This is a genomic window from Sphingopyxis sp. Geo25 (genome assembly GCF_949769135.1).
Taxonomy (GTDB): Bacteria; Pseudomonadota; Alphaproteobacteria; order Sphingomonadales; family Sphingomonadaceae; genus Sphingopyxis.
Genome location: NZ_CATKOZ010000001.1, coordinates 1409384 through 1429288, shown reverse-complemented (window position 1 = coordinate 1429288; position 19905 = coordinate 1409384). Strand labels below are relative to the sequence as shown.

General features: G+C 64.8%; 18 protein-coding genes. 10 read left to right on the top strand and 8 right to left on the bottom strand.

The window, feature by feature from the left end:
• Positions 1 to 8: 8 nt before the first annotated feature.
• Entirely contained in the window at positions 9 to 1025 is a 1017-nt protein-coding gene (locus QOL68_RS06985) for an NADP-dependent oxidoreductase (RefSeq protein ID WP_282948153.1), read from the top strand.
• 416 nt (positions 1026 to 1441) lie between these two features.
• On the opposite strand, the gene QOL68_RS06980 is transcribed toward QOL68_RS06985, so the two are convergent.
• Both QOL68_RS06980 and QOL68_RS06975 read right to left on the bottom strand, forming a co-directional pair.
• On the bottom strand, positions 1442 to 2806 hold the full coding sequence (locus tag QOL68_RS06980; RefSeq protein WP_058455822.1) for a DEAD/DEAH box helicase: 1365 nt from the start codon (positions 2804 to 2806) through the stop codon (positions 1442 to 1444).
• A gap of 113 nt (positions 2807 to 2919) precedes the next feature.
• Positions 2920 to 3450 (bottom strand): hypothetical protein, encoded by a 531-nt coding sequence (locus QOL68_RS06975; protein ID WP_058455821.1) that lies wholly within the window; start codon positions 3448 to 3450, stop codon positions 2920 to 2922.
• A gap of 184 nt (positions 3451 to 3634) precedes the next feature.
• Between QOL68_RS06975 and QOL68_RS06970 the strand changes: the two genes are divergently transcribed.
• The 3 genes from QOL68_RS06970 (at position 3635) to QOL68_RS06960 (ending at position 6501) form a co-directional block, all read left to right on the top strand.
• Positions 3635 to 5059: an FAD-binding oxidoreductase gene (locus tag QOL68_RS06970; protein WP_502957380.1), complete on the top strand. Its 1425-nt coding sequence runs from the start codon at positions 3635 to 3637 to the stop codon at positions 5057 to 5059.
• A 109-nt stretch (positions 5060 to 5168) separates the two neighbouring features.
• Positions 5169 to 5945, top strand: coding sequence for a SapC family protein (locus QOL68_RS06965; protein ID WP_282948150.1), 777 nt, complete (start codon positions 5169 to 5171; stop codon positions 5943 to 5945).
• 13 nt (positions 5946 to 5958) lie between these two features.
• A complete protein-coding gene (locus QOL68_RS06960; RefSeq protein WP_282948148.1) occupies positions 5959 to 6501 on the top strand; it encodes a cytochrome b in 543 nt (180 codons plus the stop codon).
• A gap of 17 nt (positions 6502 to 6518) precedes the next feature.
• Here the strand turns inward: QOL68_RS06960 and QOL68_RS06955 are convergent, their stop codons facing one another.
• Positions 6519 to 6725, bottom strand: a complete 207-nt coding sequence (locus QOL68_RS06955) for a DUF1674 domain-containing protein (protein ID WP_058455818.1) — start codon at positions 6723 to 6725, stop codon at positions 6519 to 6521.
• A gap of 58 nt (positions 6726 to 6783) precedes the next feature.
• Here QOL68_RS06955 and QOL68_RS06950 point away from each other — a divergent pair, with 58 nt between their 5' ends.
• Positions 6784 to 8082 (top strand): RsmB/NOP family class I SAM-dependent RNA methyltransferase, encoded by a 1299-nt coding sequence (locus QOL68_RS06950; RefSeq protein WP_282948146.1) that lies wholly within the window; start codon positions 6784 to 6786, stop codon positions 8080 to 8082.
• On the opposite strand, the gene QOL68_RS06945 is transcribed toward QOL68_RS06950, so the two are convergent.
• From QOL68_RS06945 to QOL68_RS06935, 3 genes are read right to left on the bottom strand one after another with little or no spacing between them, the layout of a single operon-like run.
• Complete coding sequence (locus tag QOL68_RS06945; RefSeq protein ID WP_282948144.1) at positions 8074 to 9849, bottom strand: TRAFs-binding domain-containing protein; 1776 nt, start codon at positions 9847 to 9849, stop codon at positions 8074 to 8076. The two genes, QOL68_RS06950 and QOL68_RS06945, sit on opposite strands and share 9 nt — an antisense overlap.
• A complete protein-coding gene (locus QOL68_RS06940; protein WP_282948141.1) occupies positions 9846 to 11015 on the bottom strand; it encodes a TIR domain-containing protein in 1170 nt (389 codons plus the stop codon). Before QOL68_RS06940 ends, QOL68_RS06945 begins: the two co-directional genes overlap by 4 nt.
• A 54-nt stretch (positions 11016 to 11069) precedes the next feature.
• Positions 11070 to 12791 carry a DUF885 domain-containing protein gene (locus QOL68_RS06935; RefSeq protein ID WP_282948139.1) on the bottom strand — a complete coding sequence of 574 codons (1722 nt, stop codon included), beginning with the start codon at positions 12789 to 12791 and terminating at the stop codon, positions 11070 to 11072.
• A gap of 127 nt (positions 12792 to 12918) precedes the next feature.
• Here QOL68_RS06935 and QOL68_RS06930 point away from each other — a divergent pair, with 127 nt between their 5' ends.
• From QOL68_RS06930 to QOL68_RS06915, 4 genes are all read left to right on the top strand, one after another.
• A complete protein-coding gene (locus tag QOL68_RS06930) occupies positions 12919 to 14229 on the top strand; it encodes an MFS transporter (protein WP_204992851.1) in 1311 nt (436 codons plus the stop codon).
• Between the two features lie 151 nt (positions 14230 to 14380).
• Positions 14381 to 15049, top strand: a complete 669-nt coding sequence (locus tag QOL68_RS06925) for an RBBP9/YdeN family alpha/beta hydrolase (protein WP_282948136.1) — start codon at positions 14381 to 14383, stop codon at positions 15047 to 15049.
• On the top strand, positions 15046 to 15966 hold the full coding sequence (gene cysK, locus QOL68_RS06920) for a cysteine synthase A (RefSeq protein ID WP_282948134.1): 921 nt from the start codon (positions 15046 to 15048) through the stop codon (positions 15964 to 15966). The genes QOL68_RS06925 and cysK overlap by 4 nt, the downstream gene beginning before the upstream one ends.
• Positions 15967 to 15975: 9 nt before the next feature.
• A complete protein-coding gene (locus QOL68_RS06915; RefSeq protein WP_282948132.1) occupies positions 15976 to 17130 on the top strand; it encodes a cell wall hydrolase in 1155 nt (384 codons plus the stop codon).
• 49 nt (positions 17131 to 17179) lie between these two features.
• Here the strand turns inward: QOL68_RS06915 and QOL68_RS06910 are convergent, their stop codons facing one another.
• Positions 17180 to 17917, bottom strand: a complete 738-nt coding sequence (locus QOL68_RS06910; RefSeq protein ID WP_282948130.1) for a glutathione S-transferase C-terminal domain-containing protein — start codon at positions 17915 to 17917, stop codon at positions 17180 to 17182.
• 92 nt (positions 17918 to 18009) lie between these two features.
• Between QOL68_RS06910 and QOL68_RS06905 the strand changes: the two genes are divergently transcribed.
• Positions 18010 to 18720 carry a helix-turn-helix transcriptional regulator gene (locus tag QOL68_RS06905; RefSeq protein WP_282948128.1) on the top strand — a complete coding sequence of 237 codons (711 nt, stop codon included), beginning with the start codon at positions 18010 to 18012 and terminating at the stop codon, positions 18718 to 18720.
• Here QOL68_RS06905 and QOL68_RS06900 read toward each other — a convergent pair.
• Positions 18717 to 19850, bottom strand: a complete 1134-nt coding sequence (locus QOL68_RS06900) for a zinc-binding dehydrogenase (protein ID WP_282948126.1) — start codon at positions 19848 to 19850, stop codon at positions 18717 to 18719. The two genes, QOL68_RS06905 and QOL68_RS06900, sit on opposite strands and share 4 nt — an antisense overlap.
• Between the last annotated feature and the right edge of the window lie 55 nt (positions 19851 to 19905).

The following is a 19905-nucleotide window of genomic DNA, read 5'->3' as shown; positions in this document are numbered from 1 at the left end:
AACTTCCAATGAGCAGGGCATGGCATCTGAGCAGTCGTCCAAATGGGCTACCGACGCTGGACAATTTTGCGCTCCGCGAGCTGCCCGACCTGCCGCTCGACGCCGACCAACTGCGCGTCCGTAACCTGTGGCTGTCGGTCGACCCCTATATGCGCGGACGGATGAACGACGCCAAAAGCTACGCCGCGAGTTTCCAGATCGATCAGCCGATGACCGGCGGCGCAATCGGCGAGGTGCTGGAAAGCACGATGGACGGCTTCGTGCCCGGCGACCTGATCCTCCACATGGGCGGCTGGCGCGACGGCGGGATTATCGGGCTCGACATGATGCCGAACAAATTGCCTGCCGAGTTGCTGGCAGGCGGCATGTCGCCGCAGACCTTCCTGCACAATATGGGCCTGACTGGCGGCACCGCCTGGATCGGCCTGCTCCGCGTTGCAGCGGCTAAGCCGGGCGATACGGTTTTCGTTTCCGCCGCGGCGGGCGCTGTCGGCTCTGCGGTCGTCCAGATTGCCAAGGCGCGCGAAATGGCCGTCATCGGCTCCGCCGGCGGCGCCGGGAAAGGCGCATGGGTCACCGATCTCGGCGCCGACGCGGTGATCGACTACAAGGCGGGGCCGGTGCTGCCGCAACTCGCGGCGGCACTCGAAAAGCTCGGAAAGCCGGGGATCGATGTCTATTTCGACAATGTCGGCGGCGAGCATCTCGACGCAGCCTTTGCGGTCGCCAATGATTTCGCGCGCTTCGCAATCTGCGGGATGATCGACGTCTATAATGACGGCAAGCCGCAGGAGATGAAGTATATCATCCGCTCGATCCCCGCGCGCATCCGCACGGAAGGCTTCATCTACACCGACCAGTTTTTCGAGTGCATGGAAGAGTTCTACGCCGACATGGGCGGGCTGATCGCCAGCGGCGCGGTCACGATGCGCGAAACCGTGCATGACGGGATCGAAGCAACTCCGGAGGCTTTCCTCGGACTCTTCTCGGGCGCGAATATCGGCAAGATGCTCGTCCGGCTGTAGGTTCCTGTGTCCGGAAACGACCGGAATAAGCCGTCGCCCCCGCGAAGGCGGGGGCCGCTGTCGGTTTACGCGGCCGCGCAGGAATAGGCGGCTAGCGGCCCTCGCCTGCGCGGGGGCGACGTTGTTGATACATCAGCTTCCCACCCCAAAATGGACATTCGCGGCGCAAAATAACGCTGTCCTGCATTATTCCGCTCGGTCAGCCTTTCCCTCGGCTCTTTAAATAGGTGGACGACCGCGATCGCAGTCCGTTCTATGCAGATGGGCAGGAGCCCGGTGCGGCGCCTCCGTTAAGCACGGCAAGTCGGGCCTGCAAGAGGCTGACCTTTCCTGAACTTTGAAATCCACGTCGCCGGGACGAAAAAAGGCATGGCGGATATCGGCCCCGAAGCCGGCACCGCCAATCGGCGTGCGGATCAGCTACCGAAACCCACCGACAGGAAGCCCGGCATCGGCCCGTTCCAACCGTCGTCGGGACCATCGTCATCCTGCCGCGGAGCAGGCGCCGGCTTGCGCGCGCCGTCTCTCTTCGGTGCCGGCGAACGCTTTTCGCCGCCCCGCCGCGGCTCCTGCTCGGCCTTCGCAGGACGGCGGGCCCCGCGATCGGAACGGCTGCTACGGCGCGGTTCGCGTTCCTCCGCATCCCGCGCCGGCTTATCGGACGCGCCCGCGGCCTCGTGAACCGGAATCGTGTAGCCCGTCAGCTTCTGGATATTGTCGATCGCCTCGTCGTCCGACGGGGTGATCAGCGTGAACGCGCGCCCCTGCGCACCCGCGCGGCCCGTGCGGCCGATGCGGTGGACATAGTCGTCGGGGTGCCAGGGCGCGTCGAAGTTGAAGACGTGGCTCACGCCCTTGACGTCGAGACCCCGCGCCGCGACGTCCGATGCGACGAGGATGTTGATCGTCCCGGCCTTGAAGCGGTCGAGCTCGGCGATGCGGCTCGACTGGTCCATGTCGCCATGGATTTCGCCGGCCTTGTAGCCGTGACGCTGAAGCGACTTGGCGAGTTCACGCACCGTCGTCTTGCGATTGCAGAAGATGATCGCAGTGCTGATGTCCTCCGACTCGATCAGGCCGCGGAGCGTATCGCGCTTGCCGCGTTCGGACGTCTTGACGACGAATTGCTCGATATTCTCGTTCCGGCTCGCGGGACGAGCGACCTCAATCGTCTTCGGGTTCGACAGGAATTTGTCGGCGAGCTTTTTGATCGGCGGCGGCATCGTCGCCGAAAAGAGCAGCGTCTGCCGATTCGCGGGCAGCTTGGTGCAAATATTCTCGATGTCCGGAATGAAACCCATGTCGAGCATCCGGTCGGCTTCGTCGATCACCAGCAGGTTGCAGCCGGTGAGCAAGATCTTGCCGCGCTCGAAAAGGTCCATCAGGCGGCCCGGCGTTGCGATCAGGACATCGACGCCCTTTTCGAGTGCCTTGACCTGATCGCCCATCTGGACGCCGCCAATCAGCAGCGCCATCGACAGCTTGTGGTACTTGCCGTATTTTTCAAAGTTTTCCGCCACCTGAGCCGCAAGTTCGCGCGTCGGCTCGAGGATCAGCGAGCGCGGCATCAGCGCGCGCGCTCGGCCATGCGCCAGGATGTCGATCATCGGCAGCACGAAGGACGCGGTCTTGCCCGTGCCCGTCTGGGCGATGCCGATCATGTCGCGCATCATCAGAACGGACGGGATCGCGCCCGCCTGAATCGCGGTCGGCTCGTCGTAGCCGGACTCCGTCACGGCGCGCAAAAGTTCATCGGAAAGGCCGAGGTCGGCAAATTTCATAAGGTCAAACTGTCCGGAAAATGTTTCAGCACGGCGTCCCACGCCAGCCGATCCTGCGCGGCCAATGGGGAAACAGCAGCGAAAAGTCAAGAAAAGGCCGACAATTCGGCTGATCAGTCGTCGCTTTTCGTGACGGGGACCATCAGGCGAAACTTGTCGATCTCGCACTTGGCGCCCGTTCGGGCATGAATCTGGTCGCGATCCTCGCAAAGCTGCCCGTCTTTCGAGCCCTGCATGTAAAAACCGGCATAGAAGTCGAGCGCACGGCAACCGCGGTTGAGCTGGGCGCGAAGGCGCTGTTTCTGACGCGTGATCAGGTCGATGCTGTCACGCTGTGCCCCCTGCATCCCCAGAATGTTGCGCATCGCGATGCATTTGGGCGCCTTTTTTTCCTTCCACTCGACGGGAGCCTTCCGAACCCGCAGTTCGGGGGCGGGTGCCGCCGAGAAATTGTTGAGCGACGACCGCTGCGCCGGAACGCGGATGATGATCTGCTGTTCGATCACCATTTGCCAGAAGGACGCGGTCGAATCTTCCGGTGACGGTATCGAGACGATCGAGAGGGGCTCCGGCCCCGGCGCCGGTCCCGGGGCTTCGGCGACGGGCGCCATCATCATCGTCCACAGGGCGGCAAGAGTCAGCACGAACGTACTGCCGCCCTTCCGGCGCCCCGATCGAAGATGTCGTTCACCCGCGTCTCCCGCATCGATGCTGGACGAAAAGCCTTTCTTCGTCCATCGCCCCTTTAACGGCCATGATTGAACATCAAATGAATTGCTGTCGACCCCGACCGGCGGCCGGACGGCGTTTTTGGGGAAATATTCGCAAGTGAGCCACCCACCCTCCCCCCGATTGCTTCAGGCCCTGGCCGATCTGCTGGGACCGAAGGGCTTCAGCGTCGATAGCGATGCCATGGCGCCTTGGCTCACCGACTGGCGCGGCAAATATCATGGACAGGCTGCGGCGATGCTGTCGCCCGGGTCTACCGACGAAGTGGCCGAAATCGTCCGCCTCTGCGCCGCCGAGGGCGCCGCGATCGTTCCGCAGGGCGGCAATAGCGGCATGGTCGGCGGCGCGACGCCCGATGCCAGCGGACATCAGTTGCTGCTGAGCCTCCGACGCATGAACCGCATCCGGTCGATTGACGCGGCGGCGCGGACGGCCGTCGCCGAAGCGGGCGTGGTTCTGGAGAATTTTCATCATGCGGCGCTCGACGTCGGTCTGCGTTTTCCGTTGACGCTCGGCGGCAAGGGATCGGCGACGATCGGCGGGCTCGTGTCGACCAACGCCGGCGGCACGCAGGTCCTGCGCCACGGCACGATGCGCGCGCTTGTCGCGGGGATCGAGGCCGTCCTGCCCGACGGCAGCATCTTCGACGGGCTGGCGCCGCTGAAGAAGGACAATCGCGGTTATGACCTGCGCCACCTGCTTTGCGGGGCCGAGGGGACATTGGGGATCGTTACCGCGGCTTGCCTGCATCTCATTCCCGCCAACGCGGCGCGCCAGACCGCGTGGGTCGGACTTAAATCGCCCGAGGCCGCGCTGGCGCTGCTGCGCCAACTCGACGACGGCGTTGGCGACGCGCTCGAAGGGTTCGAGATCGTGCCGAAAAGCAGCCTGGACGCCGTGCTGCGCCACATTCCGCAGACCCGTGCGCCGCTCGCCGATCTGGCGCCCTGGAATGCGCTGATCGAATTGGCTGGCGACGATGAAGTGGCGCTTGCAGTTCCACTCGAGGCGATTTTGGCGGCGGCGCTCGACGCCGGCCTGATCGACGACGTCGCCATCGCGAAGAACGAGCGCGAAAGCGAAGATTTCTGGAAGCTCCGCGATTCCATCTCGGAGGCCGAACGCGCGGAAGGACCGGCGCTCCAGCATGACGTCAGCGTTCCGGTCGACCTGATGCCGCGTTTCATCGCCGACAATCCGGCGCGCCTTGCCGCCGAATTCCAAGGCGTCCGCACAACGTCGTTCGGCCATCTCGGCGACGGCAATATCCACCATCATGTCCAGCCGCCCGCAGGCGTCGACGGCAAGGCCTGGCTCGCCCAGCATGGAGCGGCGCTCAGCCGGGCCGTCTATTCGCATGTCATCGAGCTGGGCGGGTCGATTTCCGCCGAACACGGGATCGGGCAGATGAAACGCGACATTTTGGCCGAGCTCGACAGTCCGGCGCGGTTGCATGCGCTGAGGGCCGTCAAGGCGGGCCTCGACCCGGCAGGCCTGTTCAATCCCGGGAAACTGATCGGCTGATTGCCGGGGCGTCCCGTGCAAACGCCCTTGCGCCGCGTCGCGCGGGCCAATAAGGCGCGCCATTATTCATTGCCCCGAACGGTCCGGGGCATGTAGCCGGAGTTCGATCATGGCCACTGCGCCCGCAAACAACCTGCCGCTTTTCTACAAGGACCTCGTTCCGCTCTCGAGCATCGATCACGCCGATTATCATGCGCGCAGCCTCGATACCGCCGAGTTCCTGGTCGGCCAGCACGCCATTCCGCTGACTTCGGACGAGTTCGTGTCGGCAAGCCGGTACTTCCCGATCGTCTTCTCGTCCGGCGAAAACCCGGTGCCGCTGGCGCTGATGGGCCTGAACGAGGGCGTCAACATCTTCGTCGACGACCAGGGCAAGCTGATCAATCCGGTCTATGTCCCCGCTTATGTCCGCCGCTATCCCTTCATGCTCGCGCGGCTCAACCCCGACAGCGACGATCTGTCGCTGTGCTTCGACCCGACCTCGCCCGCGATCGGCAAGTTCGAGGAAGGCGATGCGCTGTTCGCCGATGGCCAACCGACCGAGCCGGTGAATTCGGTGCTCGAATTCTGCCGTACCTTCGAGGAAGCGGGTCAGCGCACCAGCATGTTCGTCGAAGAACTGAAAAAGGCCGACCTGCTGATGGACGGCGAAGTGGCGATCCAGCCCGAAGGCAATGACAAGCCGTTCATCTATCGCGGCTTCCAGATGGTCGACGAGAACAAGCTGCGCGAGCTGCGCGGCGACGTGCTGCGCAAGATGATGCAAAACGGTATCCTCGCGCTGATCTTTGCCCACCTCTTCTCGCTGCAGCTGATGCGCGAAATTTTTGCCGAGCAGGTCCGCTCGGGTAAGGTTCCGGAATTGATCCAGGTTCCTGCCGTCTGAGGAGCATTTTTCTATGGCCACCATCGACAACGCCCGATCGCGCTATTCGACGGTGGCCATAGGGATGCACTGGCTCATCGGCCTCGCGGTGATCGCAAACATCTGCCTGGCGATGCTGACCGAAGGTCTGCCGCGCGACGTCCATCGTGCTGCGATGGGCGCGCACAAGGCGTTCGGTATGGCGATATTGGCGCTGACGCTGGTCCGCATCCTGTGGCGGCTGGTCAACAGGGTGCCGCCGCTACCCGAAACGATGCGCGCGTGGGAACGCCGGGCGACCCGCTTCGCGCACTTCCTTTTCTATGTGCTGCTGATCCTGCTGCCCCTGTCGGGTTGGGTCTGGATGTCGGCGGCGGATCGTCCGATCGATTTCTTCGGACTGTTCACCATTCCCGCGATCGTCGGACCCGACAAGCAACTCGCCGATGTCCTGCATGAACGGCACGAGATGCTGGGTCTGACGATGCTTGTGCTGGTCGTCCTGCATATCGCGGCGGCGCTGAAGCATCAGTTCATCGACCGTGATCGGCTTCTTTCGCGGATGAATCCCTTTTGACCGTTGCAGCCGGTGATTCAGAAATCGATTGCAAGCCCCTTGAGCTCCCAATCGCCGTAACGCACCGGGTTGCGTCCGCCCGGCTGGTCCTCGGCCTTGTCCTCGAGCAGGGGTTCGGGCGCTGGAACGGGGTCGTTCGTCCAGCCTTCGGGGGGCTTTACATGCGCGGGGCGTTTCGTCGCGCGCGGCGTGTCACCCATCATCGATTTGCTGTTGTCGGCCATGATGGCCGCAACATAGGCTTTCCTATGTCCGTCGCCAACAACAACTATGGTCAGCCGTATGGCTGACCGGCGCCCCAAGCGTCGGCGCGGAGCGAATGAGCCCGACCCGCCCGGCACAGCGCCGCGCCGTGCCGCGCTGCGTCTGATCGATGCGATCCTGCGTCGCGGCGATCCGCTCGACATCGCCGCGCATGCCGCGACGCAGGGGCTCGGCGGCGCCGATCGCGCCTTTGCGATCGCGATCGTGTCCGAAGCGCTGCGATGGATGGTCGACATAGACGCGCTGATCGATGGCGCGACGGCGCAGCAATTGCCCGACGACGTGAAGTCGCGCGCGGTGCTGCGCATCGCGCTGGCGCAGCTGCTTCTGCTGAAAAGCTCGCCGCACGCTGTGGTTTCGACGGCGCTGCCGCTCGTTGCCGGTGGGCCGCGGCGGCTGGTGCATGCACTGCTGTCGCGCGCGCAGCAGGAAGAATGGGCTCTGCCCGACCGGGCGAGCCTGCCGCATGACGTTGCCGCGCGTTGGGCGGCGCAGTGGGGGGATGGAGTTGCCGACGCCGCGGCCAAGGCGTGGAGCGCGCCGCCGCCGATCGACTTGAGCTTCGCGGCCGAGCCCCCGTCTGACAAGTGGAGCGATGGGGTCGCACTCGCGCCGAACCATCTCCGCCTCGCTCGCGGGCGAGCGGTCGAGAGCCTGCCCGGCTATGGCGAAGGCGGCTGGTGGGTGCAGGATCTTGCGGCCAGCCTGCCCGCGCGCCTGCTGGGAAAGGGCGACGGCCGGCGTGTCCTCGACCTCTGCGCGGCGCCCGGCGGCAAGACGATGCAGCTTGCCGCGGCGGGCTGGGACGTCGTTGCCGTCGATGCGAGCGCCAAGCGGCTGGGGCGGCTTTCCGACAATCTGGACCGAACCGGCCTGACGGCGCAGGTCGTGCAGGGCGACGTTCGCGTCTGGGAACCCGAGACGCCCGCCGATGCGATCCTGCTCGACGCACCTTGCTCGGCGACCGGAATTTTTCGCCGCCATCCCGACGTGCTGCATCGCATCGAAGCGCGCCAGATTGCGGACATGGCCGAATTGCAGGCGGCGCTGCTCGACCGCGCGGCGCACTGGTTGAGGCCCGGTGGAATGCTCGTCTATGCGACCTGCTCGCTCGAACGCGCCGAGGGGGAGGAGCGGATCGCTGCCTTCCTCGCCAATCACCCGGGCTGGGCCGTCGCCCCCGTCCTCGCCAACGAACTCCCTGGCGGCATCATTCCCGACCCGAGCGGCTTCGTCCGCACGCTTCCGGGGATGCTGGCCGATGTTGGCGGGCTCGACGGCTTTTTCGTAGCCCGCCTCCGCGCGCCGTCAGGCTGAGCGGCGCGAGAGGCGATAGAGCGCCAGTTCGCCATAATCCTTGGCCAGGCGGACCTTGCCGACATAGTCGCAGTCGAAATCGCGCGCATTCTCGAGCGCCAGCATCGCCGCGAGCGGCTGGGTGCAATAGACCTGCCCGACCAGCGTGACGGGTTCGATCCGCGCGGTGCGCGTCACTTCGGTACCGTACCACAGCTCGTTGCCGACGACGGGATCGACGCCGCGATAGATCGGGCCGAAGTGGATGCCGGTCCGCATCCCGGCCTTGTGCCCTTCGAGGCCGAGGCCAGGCGGCAGGACGTCGAGCCGTTCCTGCATCGCGAGCGCGATTCGCGAGGCGGTCGCAGGATTGTCGATTACCGCGTAAACAGCATCGCCCCAGGTATTGCGGAACAGCACCGCATCGCCGAAATCGTCCAGGATGCGCCCGATCCCGCCCATCACCTCGGCCGCGAAGACCGGAAGCTCGGCCTCGCCGAGTTTCGAGAAGCCGGCGAAGTCCGCAAAGAGAATTGCGTAAAGTCCCCGCTGCGTCCCTTCGGGTGGTTTGGGGGCTGGAGGAAAGTCGAGATTGCGGTCAAGGTTGCCGACGGGGATGGTCAGCGTCCGCTCGCCCCTGCCGCGCCACAGCGCGACATCGGCGTTCGTCCCGGCAATCTCGGCCCCCGATCGCGCGGCGAATTCGGGATCGACCACGGCGAGCTGGATCGCCTCGGTTTCGAGCTCGCGCGCCCGGAGCTTCGCGAGGCCCATCGCGGTGTGCGAGCCGAGAATGAACTGGCAATCGTCGCTGACATAGCGCGCGTTGCTCGCGAAATGGACCATCGCTGCTCCGTCGCGGCAGCGAAGATAGCGTGGCACCCACGCCTCGCCCCCCGATTGCACCGATTGGGCGATGAAATCATCCTCAGCAAAAGGCAGCACGATCGTGAGGTCGATGCCGCGATCGAGCGCCGCTTCGGCGAACAATATGTCGGCCCCGCACGCGAGCGGGCCGATCAGCGCAGAGAGCGGCTGCGTATCGAGCGCTTCGGCGATCGCGCGCGCGGCACGTGCTTCGCCTTCGCCGCCCGCGCGAAACATGCGTCCGCAATAGACGCCGACGGGCGGCGGGCGCAGCAAGGCGACGATTGCAGCCGCCTGGGTGGTGTCGATCGCACCGCTTGCAGCGAGTCGCGCGATCTGGCGGCAGGTCGAAGCGCGATCCCCTGCCCGCGGAGCCGCCTGCGCGTCGGCGGCGGCCGCGGCGGCATGGGCCAGCGCTTCCTCGCCGCGGCCGAGCAGCAACAACGCCTCGACGAGCGTCGCCTGATCCCAATAATTGTCGGACGCGCCATTGGCCGCGATCGGACCGGCCAGCGCCGCCGCGCGCTCGCGTTCGCCGAGCATTGCATAAAGGCTTGCGGCATTGATCGCCGGAAAGTCGGCACCCGACCTCTTGAACGCATTCTCGTAAGCCGCTGCGGCTTTGCGAAGAAACAGCGCCCGTTCGGCGCCCTCATGATCGAACGCCTCGTCCTTCCATATCCGCCCGGCGAGCGCGAGACTATCGACGTCGCCCGTCGCCGCGAGGTCGAGTTGCTCATAGAGGTGCATCGCGCCGAGGCTGTCTCCCGACGCTGCGAGCGCGCGAACCATCAGGTAACGGAGGCGCGGACTCTCGATCCCGTCACGGCGCGAAGCTGCCGCGCAGTCGAAGGCGCTGAGCGCGTCGCCCTGGGCCAAGCGGTGCGCGACTTCCGCCTCCACAGCGGCGCAATCGGTCATTGCGCCGCGTCTTCGGCCGATTTCAGCAGCGCGGCATTCGCCTTCTCGATCGGCGACAGTTCGACCACATCGGAGGTCGGCGTGTACCAGGCGTAGCGACCGAATACCTCCCGTAGCTGGGGATCTTTGAAACGAAGCCCCTTTCGCGCAAATATTTCGTTCCGCGCCAAACGGGCTTGTTGCTTGGTCAGCGACGCAGCATCCGCAGGCGTCAGCTCGCGTGTCGAAGAGTCGGCGATAACCACTGGCCCATCCAGCTTCCATTCATAGCCTTCGGATGCCGACACCACCCCACCTTCGACCAATCGGATATACTTGCGGAACATGAAGCCCGTCGTCCCGTCGGCCTTGCGCACGCGCCACCACTGGCCGGACTGCCTGTAGGTCAGGAATTTCTCGCCCTCGAATATCTTGCCGACGATTTTGGTCTGCGTCCCTTGCCCCGCGCGGATATTGGTGAAGCCGTCGGGATCGTCGATCACCGCGGCAAGCGTGAAGGCTTCGGTCGGTGCTGATGCATCCGACGCGGGGGCCGCCTCCGCATTTTCAGCAGCCGCCGTTTTTTCGGTCGGGGTCGAAGCCGGCGCGGGTGCCGGTGGCGGCTGGAGGAGCTTCCAGGCGAGTAGCGCAACAGCGATCACCGCGACACCGAGCAGCGCCCAGGGCAGGAAGGACGGCTTCCGGGCGGCGGGTTGCGCCGACCAGTTGTTCGGGGCCGGCCTCGGCGGCTCGGGCGGGGGCGGAGATACGGGTGCCGCCGCTGCTGGCGCGGCTTCACGCCCGCACAGTTCTTCAAGGCTCATGAGCACCTTGCGCCAGCCGCGATGATCGGGCTCGCCGTTCCAATCGGCGAGTTCGGCGAACTGGATCTGGTTGAAGGGGAGCGGCGGCATGACATCGTCGATCGCCGTCTGCACCAGCTTCTTCTGATTGCGTGCGACGTCGGCTTCGGCGCGGACCCATTCGGACTGCGCCGACTGGTGCGACCAGACGACGATCGCGGCCTTCGCGCTGCCGATCTTTTCTGTGATGACATCGCCATAGGAGCGATGCGGCGGCAATTCGGCGTCCCACCACACAGCATAGCCGGCGGCAGAGACCGCCTGCGCGATCTCCGCGACGCGCGCCTTGTTGTCGCGCGAGTAGGAAATGAAGACGTCGACCATCGGCTAGCCCCCCGTTTCGGGGAGGCTAGCCGCGGGTCCGTCGATTCGCCAGCCTCAGAAGACCGCCTTCGGCGTATCCTCCTTCATCATCGCTGCGCGCACCATCGGGATCGGCGGGCCGCCATAGGACAGGAATTCATCGTGGAAGGCCTTCCACTTCGTCCTGTCGCCTTTCGTCCAGTCGTCGCGGAGCTTGCGGATCATCAGCTTACCCATGGTGTAGTTGAGGTAGAGCGGATCGTAGGTGCCGCGCGCCGCCTGCTGCTTCGCGTTGCCGTCATCCTGATAGCATTGTTCCTTGAAGAGCTTTTCGCTGTCCTCGACAGTCATGCCCTTGGTGTGCAATCCGATCGCCGAGAGATAGCGGCAATCGCGGAGCAGCGCGTTCGAGAGCTGGCCGATGTGCGTTTCCGGGTCGCCGTTGCCGAGCCCTGCCTCCCACATCATCTCCTCGGTATAATGCGCCCAGCCTTCGGCGAAGGCGTAGCCGACGAACAGTTTGCCGAAGATGCTCTCCGCGCGGTTCGAGTGCAGGAAGTTCAGGAAATGCCCCGGCCACACCTCGTGCACCGAGGTGAAGAGCAGATCCTTCTTGCCGGGAACGAACGCGTCCTGCGTCGCCTTGTCCCAGCTCGGATCGGGCGGCGAGATATAATAGACCGACGGCAGGCCTTTTTCATACGGCCCCGGAATGTCGATATAGGCACTGTTCTGCCGATTGTAGGGCGGTGATTCCTCGACCTGCGCCTGTTCGGTGCCGGGGATCGAGACAAGATCCTTCTCGACGAGGAAGGCGCGCAGCGTCGGGAGCTGGCGCCGCGCTTCGGCGACCGGACCGTCGGCGGGCTTGTCCGAATTCATCTTCTTCATGCAATCGGCGATCGTCATCCCCGCCGCATAGGTCGCGCAGGCGGCTTTCAGCGCGTCCTGATTGCGCTTGAGGTCGGCTTGTCCGATGCGTTCAAGCTCATCCAGCGGCGTGTCGACCGCTTCGTTGGTCAGGATCATCTTCGCAAACTTGTCGGCGCCGATCGCATAGCCGTCCGCGGTGCCGGGTTTCGAGCCGATATAGGCGGCAAGATCCTTCATCGACGCGGCGGCCTTCGCGGCTGCGTCGTCGAACTGCTTCTGAAGTTCCGGGTCCTTGACCTCGGCGAACGCCTTCTTGGCGTCGCCGGTATAATAGTCGGCGAAGCCGCCAAAGCCTGCCGTGCCATATTTGACGAAGGTTGCGGGCAGCGGCAGCTTGATATTTGCCTTGATCTGCTCGGCCGCCGCCGGAACTTTCTGGGCATAGGCGATGAAGGCCTTCATCCGCGTCGTCGCGTCGGCATAGGGGCGCGCGATATAGACGTTGGGATCGAGCTGGCCGACATAATAGGCTGGGTTCTTGTGCGGGAAATCGGCGTCCTTCAGGAAGAAGAGCTGGCCCTGCGCCACGTGGACAAGGTAATCGCGTTCGAACTTTTCCGCATCTGTCATGTCGCCGTCGAACGCCTTGGCATCGGCGATCGTCTTTTCGAGGAAAGCGATCTGTTTGTTGAGCCCCTCGGGCGACCAGTCGGGGAGCTTGCCGTCGAATTCGTGCTTGCCCTGATAGACCGCGAAATTGGGGTTGAGCGGGAAATAGCCCGCGAGGAAATTGTCGCGGAACTCGGTCCAGTTCTTCGCGCCCGATCCCGATGCGGGCGCTTTTTCCGATGCGTTGCAGGCGGTCAGGACCAGCAGCGTCGCAGCCATAGCGGCGCCGCCAAAGCGGGCAAATTTACGCGTCATTCGATGATCTCCCTCAATCGATGAGCGTTTAGTGCCACCATGATCGGTCGATGACATCCGCAAATCGACGAACGGCATCGGCGAGGGCGACTGGACACCGGCGAATTCTCCGATAGGGCGGAGGGCGATGGCAACGATACTCCCTCCCGACGGCGACGAACCGGTGATGCCGGAATCGACGCCGAGAGCCGCCTCCCCGCTCAGCTTTCCCGATTACCGCTATTATTGGGCGGCGCGCTTCACCGCGGTGATGGCAACGATCGCGATGGTCGTCGTGATCGGATACCAGCTCTATGACACCGCGCGCACCGACTATGGCATGTCGATCAGGGAGGCGTCGTTCCAGCTCGGCCTGCTCGGGCTCGTACAATTCGTCCCGCTTGCGCTGCTGACGCCGGTCGCGGGTTGGGCGGCCGATCGGTTCGAGCGCCGCAGCGTCGCGATCTTCTCGAACCTGATCGACATCACGATCGCAGCCACACTCGGTTGGTTCACATGGGCCGGCGGGCTGACGCTGCCGCTGCTGTTCGGCCTTGCTGCGCTGCATGGGGTGGCGCGCGTCTTTTCGGGCCCCGCGATGAGCGCAATCGCGCCAAATATCGTTCCGCCCGCGGTGCTGCCGCGCGCGATCGCGATGAGCAGCATCGCCTGGCAATCAGCTTCCGTTATCGGCCCCGCAGTCGGCGGCTTGATCTATGCTGCACATCCGACGTCGGTCTATATCTTCGCGGCCATCCTCCTCGCCGTCTCGGCGCTCACCATCAGCCGCGTCCGCCCTGTGCTGCCACCGCCCGTCGAGGTGCGCCGCCATCCTCTGCGCGAGATGCTCGACGGCCTGAAGTTCGTCTGGATGGAGCGCTTCCTGCTCGGCACGATCACGCTCGACCTGTTCGCGGTGATCCTGTCGGGTGCGACCGCAATGCTGCCCGTCTATGCGCGCGACATCCTGCATGTCGGCTCGGAAGGTCTCGGGCTGCTGCGCGCGGCCCCCGCCTTGGGCGCGGCGGTTGTGGCGCTGGGACTCTCGTTTCGGCCGATCGAACGCAACGTCGGCGTGAAGATGCTGTGGGCAGTCGTGGTGTTCGGCCTCGCCACAGCGGCCTTTGGCCTGTCGACCAGCCTGCTGCTTTCGCTCGGCATGCTTGTCCTGCTCGGGGCCGCCGACATGTTCTCGGTCTTCGTGCGCGGGACGCTGATCCAGCTCAACACCCCCGATCATATGCGCGGCCGCGTCAGCGCAGCGTCGGGCCTTGCCATATCGGCGTCGAACGAGCTTGGCGAGATGCGGGCGGGCGCGATGGCCGCGGCGCTGGGTCCGGTTCCTGCCGTAGTCGTCGGCGGAGCGGCCGCGGTCGGTGTAACCGCACTTTGGGCATGGCTCTTTCCCGAACTGCGCCGCGCCAAGACTTTTGAGCCGCAATTCAAACCGGCCGAATAGCGCATTTCTGCGGTCGCCCGAAAAGGCAAAATCGGCTCGTCGCAAACTGCCTCCCTTTCATCACAAAGTTATTGCCAACTAATTTAGTTGAATTATCTCCATTGCACCCGTCACCGCGGTTCCCCCTCCCCTTTTCGATGGAGAACCTCCGATGCCCAATCCAACGATACACCACAAAATCCTGACGATTCCGGGGCTGCATAATAGCGGCCCGACCCACTGGCAGAGCCTGTGGGAGCACAAGTTCGCCGACTGTGAGCGAGTCGATCTTGGTCGATGGTCGAACCCCGACAAGGACGAATGGGTCAAGCGTATCGCCGAAGCGATCGACGCCGAAAGCGAGCCGGTGCTGATCGCCGCGCACAGCCTCGGCTGCCATGCTTTCGCGCACTGGTTTGCGGTCGCCAGCGCGCTGACGCGCACGCGCATCGTAGGGGCGCTGCTCGTCGCGCCGCCCGAACTGTCGCGCCTGCGGCACGAAAACCGCGTCTATGGCTTCGGTGACGCGCCGAGCTTCGCGTCGCGCACGCCGATGATCGTGGTCGCGAGCGACAACGATCCTTATGCGAAGACGCCGCATGTCTGGCGCCTGTCGCGGCAATGGGATGCGCGCTTCGTCAACGCCGGGCCGTTCGGTCACATCAACGCGGATTCGGGGATCGGCGACTGGCCTTATGGACAGTATCTGCTCGCCTCGTTACAACCCGCGCCGCTGCCCGCCCTGGCCGAAGAGACCCAGTGGCTGCGCGCCGGGGACTGGCCGAACCGGGTCCGTCTCGACCCGCGGTTCGAGTATAAAGAAAGAGCGCACCGATCATGAAAGCCAATTCGATCCTGGAGACCATCGGGAATACACCGCACATCCGCGTGGCCAAGCTGTTCCCCGACGCCGAAGTCTGGGTAAAGTCGGAACGGAGCAACCCCGGCGGGTCGATCAAGGATCGTATTGGCCTCGCCATGATCGAGGCCGCCGAACGCGACGGCAGCCTGAAGGAAGGCGGCACCATCGTCGAGCCGACGTCGGGGAACACCGGCATCGGCCTGGCGATGGCGGCCGCGGTCAAGGGCTACAAGCTCGTCCTCGTCATGCCCGAGAGCATGTCGATCGAGCGCCGCCGGCTGATGCTGGCTTACGGCGCGACCTTCGACCTGACGCCGCGCGAAAAGGGCATGAAGGGTGCGATCGAGCGCGCGATCGAACTCGTCGAGACGACCCCCGGCGCGTGGATGCCGCAGCAATTCGAGAATGAAGCGAATATCGACGTTCACGTCCGCACGACGGGCCCAGAAATCCTCGCCGATTTCAGGGACACGCCGATCGACGTCCTGATCACGGGCGTCGGTACCGGCGGCCATATCACCGGCACCGCGCAATTCCTGAAACAGCACTGGCCGAACCTGAAGGTCTTCGCGGTCGAGCCCGAAGCTTCGCCGGTCATATCGGGCGGCCAGCCTGCCCCGCACCCCATTCAGGGGATCGGCGCCGGCTTCATCCCGCGCAATCTGCACACCGACCTGCTCGATGGGGTCATCAAAGTCGACGCCGCCGCTGCGAAGGATTTCGCGCGCCGCGCTGCGACCGAGGAGGGGATGCTCGTCGGCATCTCGTCGGGCGCGACGCTCGCTGCTATCCAGCAGAAGCTGGCAGAACTGCCCCCCGGTACGCGCGTACTCGGCTTCAACTACGACACCGGCGAGCGCTATCTGTCGGTTCCCGATTTCCTGCCCGAAATCTGACCTCCTCTGATGCGCGGTGAAGGCGAACAGGCGATGCCCCTGCGGCGCGACTGGACGGGCTGGTTGTTCGTCCTGATGATGGTCGTGGCGATCGTTACCGTCCTCTACGCGAGCAGCCACCCGGGGGCGGGCAAGCATGGCGCACGCCCGCATCCGATCGCTCCGCCCGCCGACGTCGTTCCCGAGGTGGCGCCGGTCGAATTGGCGCCGGTCACCGTGGCCGACGCCAAGGCGCAGAACGCCGAAATTCCTCTCATCACCAAGGGTTTCGTTGCTGCGCGCCCTTTCATCTACGCCGGTAGCGGCGACGGCCGCGCCCGCGCGCGCGACTGCCTTGCCGCAGCGATGCTCTATGAGGCCGGCGATGATGCGAAGGGCCAGCAGGCGGTCGGCCAGGTCGTCATCAACCGCGCGCGCCATCCCGCCTTTCCCAAGTCGATCTGCGGCGTCGTGTTCCAGGGATCGGAACGCACGACAGGCTGCCAGTTTACCTTCACCTGCGACGGCGCGCTGAGTCGGCGTTATTCGGATGCCGCCTGGGCGCGCGCGCAGGCAAATGCGGAGATGATGCTGTCGGGGACGACCTATCCCAAGGTCGGGCTCGCGACGCATTATCACACCGACTGGGTGCGCCCCTATTGGAGCGACAGCCTGGAGAAGATCGCGATCGTCGATACGCACCTCTTCTTCCGCTGGCCGGGCTTCTGGGGCACATCCGGCGCGTTTCGCGGTCTGGTGTCGGGCAACGACGCCGGAATCGCCAAGATGGCGGCGCTGTCGCCCGCGCACGCGCTGGCGATCGGAACGCTGCCGCCGGTCGAACTGGCCGGCGTCGATGCCAACGCTGCCGTCGGCGAGGCCAAGCTCGTCCCCGGCGCGGGCGAGAAGGCCGGACGCGACACCATCTATGTTTCGCTCGACCGCCGCGCGACGCCCGAGAGCTTTGTGACGACCGCGCTTAGGCTCTGCGGCGAGAAGCCCTATTGCAAATTCATGGGCTGGACCAACCCGATGCTGAAGCCCGACAGCGACGCGATGAGCGACATGCAGCGATCGGCAATGACCTTTTCCTACCTCCGCGACGACAAGGCGGGGTTCGAGAAGGCGCTGTGGAATTGCAGCGAATATAAGCGCGACGACACGCGCCAGTGCATGAAGCGCTGATAGCGCGAAACGAACGGTCGCGGGCTCGGCACGCGACCGTTCGTTTTCCTCAAGCGGCTTCGGCCTGCGGCATCATCGAAGGCCAACGGTCTTCGGAGAAGAAACGAGCCTCCATTCGCTTGAAATAGGCGCCGAGATTGCTGTGCGCCGCAACCAGACTCTTGAGTTCGGTGTCGAAGATCGGCGCCGTGCAGGCCGACAGCGCGCCATAGGCGATGCCGTCGATGGCCGTCGGGTAGTCGGCGAGGAAAAACGCCTTGTCGCCGAGCAAGGCGGCCGCCGCGTCGATGTCGCGCCGCGCAAGCTGCATCCGCTCGGCGCGGCTGTGGCGCCCGATCCCGCTGATCTCGTATCCGGTGCGGACCCGCTCGCGCGTTTCGGCGATGACAGCGGCGCGCACCGGTTCAGGAACCGCGCCGAAGAAGGCGGCCGGGCCGCGCTCGAAATTGTCGCCTTCGAGCCAGCGTTCGTGACCGACGATCGCGGTGAGCCGATCCTCGAACATTCGTTCGGCGGCAGCTGCGATCGCCCTTTGCTCCGCGCTCAGTCCATGATCGAGGTCGGCACCCAGCTTGGCTTCGAAATGCAGGCGAATGAAGGTGGAATCCTCGATGATGCGTCCTTCGTCTTCCACATAGGGCGCCTTGTGTTTGGCCACGCTATCCAGATCGGCGATCGCACGATCGAACGGCATGCCGAACATCTGAAGGTGGATGTCGGCCTTCATCACAAAGGGGCTGGGGCTCTGGCAGCCGAACATCGGCCCCCATCCGAATAGCGTCGTCATGGCTATGTCTCCTGCTTTTCAAAAGGACATCGCGTCTATATCGAATGGCTACTGACAGCATGATGTCAGCATAGGTTCGGCAGGATCGCCGCATGCGACGGACGGAACGACTTTTCGGCATCATCCAGACGCTGCGCACCGCGCGGCGCCCTGTGGCGGGCCATTTGCTGGCGGAGCAATTCGAAGTGTCGCTGCGCACTCTCTACCGCGACATGGCCGAACTTTTGGCGCAGCGCGTCCCGATCCGCGGTGAGGCCGGCACCGGCTATGTCATCGACAGCGAGTTCGACATGCCGCCGCTGATGCTGACGGTCGACGAGATCGAAGCCGCCGCGCTCGGCGCGGCGTGGGTCGCGCAGCGCGGAGACGAGGCTCTTGCCCGCGGCGCCCGCGATCTGGTCGCCAAGCTGTCGGCCGCCGTCCCCGACCATCTGCGCACCGCGATCATCGACCCCGCGATTGCGCCCTTCCCCATCCGTGACGGCCATCAGGACGGCCACGACGTGTCGGTCGTGCGCGCGGCGATCCGCGACCGGCGCAAGCTGGCAATCGCCTATGCCGACGTCGAAGGTCGTGCCACCGAACGCGTGCTATGGCCGATCGTAATCGGCTATCAGGACGAGGTGCGCCTTCTCGCCGCGCACTGCGAATTGCGCGGGACATTCCGCCATTTCAGGACAGACCGGATGCAACGCGTCGAGCGGCTCGACGAGCGTATCCCCGAGCCCTTCGCACGGCTGCGCTCGCGATGGGAGGCGCACCAGCGCCGACGCCGTCACGAGTGCGCCGACGACAGGACTTAAGGCCGGATCAGATATTTCTCGCCGGTGCGCTTCGCATTGTAAGCCTGCGCCGTATCGACATCGAGCGCATCGGTCAGCGAGATTTCGTGGCTGTAATGACTTTTGAAGGTCGTCGTCAGCTCGTCGACGACGCGCTTCCGCATCCGCCCCACCGTTTCCATCCCTGCCTTCGCCATGAACGGCGTGAGCAGGAAGCCGCCAAGCCCCCAGGTCAGGCCGAAACTGCGCGCCGAGAAGGTCGTCGGCGACAGGTCGAGCGCGCCATAGATATAGACCTGCTTGAACGTGTCCGAACCATAGCGGCTGTAGGTCGTCATCTTGCGCACCGCAGCAGCTTCCATAGCGGTCAGTATCTGCCCCGCCAGCTTGCCGCCGCCGGTCGCGTCGAAACCGATCGTGGCGCCGGTCTCGGCGATCGCATCGACGAGGCGATCCATGAAGTCGTCGGCGCTGTTGTTGACGACATGCTGCGCGCCGATGCCTTTGAGAATGTCGACCTGCGCGTCGCTGCGCACGATGTTGACGAGCGGAATGCCGTCCTTCGCGCAAATCTTGACGAGCATCTGGCCAAGGTTCGACGCCGCGGCGGTATGGACGATCGCGCTGTGGTTCTCCATCCGCATCGTTTCGGTGAAGGCCAGGCTGGTAAGCGGGTTGACGAAGCAGGATGCGCCGTCGACCGGGTCGGTGCCGTCGGGCAGCGGCATCGTCATCTGAACGGGAAGGCAGCGATATTCGGCGTACATCTCGCCGCCGAGCAGCGCGACGGTCTTGCCGACGAGTGCCTGCGCTTCGGGCGAGTCGCCGGCCTTGACCACGACGCCGCAGCCTTCGTTGCCGATCGCCAGCGCATCGCCGATGCGCCCGCCCATCGCGCGCATTCCCGCGGGCGGGACGTCGGCGGTGATCATCGGCAGGCCATCGCGCTCACCCGCGCGCGCAGTCGTCATGTCGGCGCCGCCGAACAGCAGGCCGAGGTCGGACGGGTTGATCGGCGTGGCGAGCACCTTCACCAGCACCTCGTGCGGCTTGGGCTCGGGCATCGGGCGGCGCTCTAAATAGACCTCGAGTTGCCCTTCGGGCTTCACCAAGGTCAGCATGACGGTGTTGGTGGTGGGCAAATCAGTCATCGCGCATCTCCCGTTGTTCGGTTTTTCGATGCAACCGAACTAAGGCGCAGCGGCT

Bases quoted from the DNA above. Each gene is read 5' to 3' on its own strand.
- QOL68_RS06985 (WP_282948153.1), top strand. From the start codon at position 9: ATGAGCAGGGCATGGCATCTGAGCAGTCGTCCAAATGGGCTACCGACG.
- QOL68_RS06980 (WP_058455822.1), bottom strand. From the start codon at position 2,806: ATGAAATTTGCCGACCTCGGCCTTTCCGATGAACTTTTGCGCGCCGTG.
- QOL68_RS06965 (WP_282948150.1), top strand. From the start codon at position 5,169: ATGGCCACTGCGCCCGCAAACAACCTGCCGCTTTTCTACAAGGACCTC.
- QOL68_RS06960 (WP_282948148.1), top strand. From the start codon at position 5,959: ATGGCCACCATCGACAACGCCCGATCGCGCTATTCGACGGTGGCCATA.
- QOL68_RS06955 (WP_058455818.1), bottom strand. From the start codon at position 6,725: ATGGCCGACAACAGCAAATCGATGATGGGTGACACGCCGCGCGCGACG.
- QOL68_RS06950 (WP_282948146.1), top strand. From the start codon at position 6,784: ATGGCTGACCGGCGCCCCAAGCGTCGGCGCGGAGCGAATGAGCCCGAC.
- QOL68_RS06945 (WP_282948144.1), bottom strand. From the start codon at position 9,849: ATGACCGATTGCGCCGCTGTGGAGGCGGAAGTCGCGCACCGCTTGGCC.
- QOL68_RS06940 (WP_282948141.1), bottom strand. From the start codon at position 11,015: ATGGTCGACGTCTTCATTTCCTACTCGCGCGACAACAAGGCGCGCGTC.
- QOL68_RS06935 (WP_282948139.1), bottom strand. From the start codon at position 12,791: ATGACGCGTAAATTTGCCCGCTTTGGCGGCGCCGCTATGGCTGCGACG.
- QOL68_RS06930 (WP_204992851.1), top strand. From the start codon at position 12,919: ATGGCAACGATACTCCCTCCCGACGGCGACGAACCGGTGATGCCGGAA.
- QOL68_RS06925 (WP_282948136.1), top strand. From the start codon at position 14,381: ATGCCCAATCCAACGATACACCACAAAATCCTGACGATTCCGGGGCTG.
- cysK (WP_282948134.1), top strand. From the start codon at position 15,046: ATGAAAGCCAATTCGATCCTGGAGACCATCGGGAATACACCGCACATC.
- QOL68_RS06915 (WP_282948132.1), top strand. From the start codon at position 15,976: ATGCGCGGTGAAGGCGAACAGGCGATGCCCCTGCGGCGCGACTGGACG.
- QOL68_RS06910 (WP_282948130.1), bottom strand. From the start codon at position 17,917: ATGACGACGCTATTCGGATGGGGGCCGATGTTCGGCTGCCAGAGCCCC.
- QOL68_RS06905 (WP_282948128.1), top strand. From the start codon at position 18,010: ATGCGACGGACGGAACGACTTTTCGGCATCATCCAGACGCTGCGCACC.
- QOL68_RS06900 (WP_282948126.1), bottom strand. From the start codon at position 19,850: ATGACTGATTTGCCCACCACCAACACCGTCATGCTGACCTTGGTGAAG.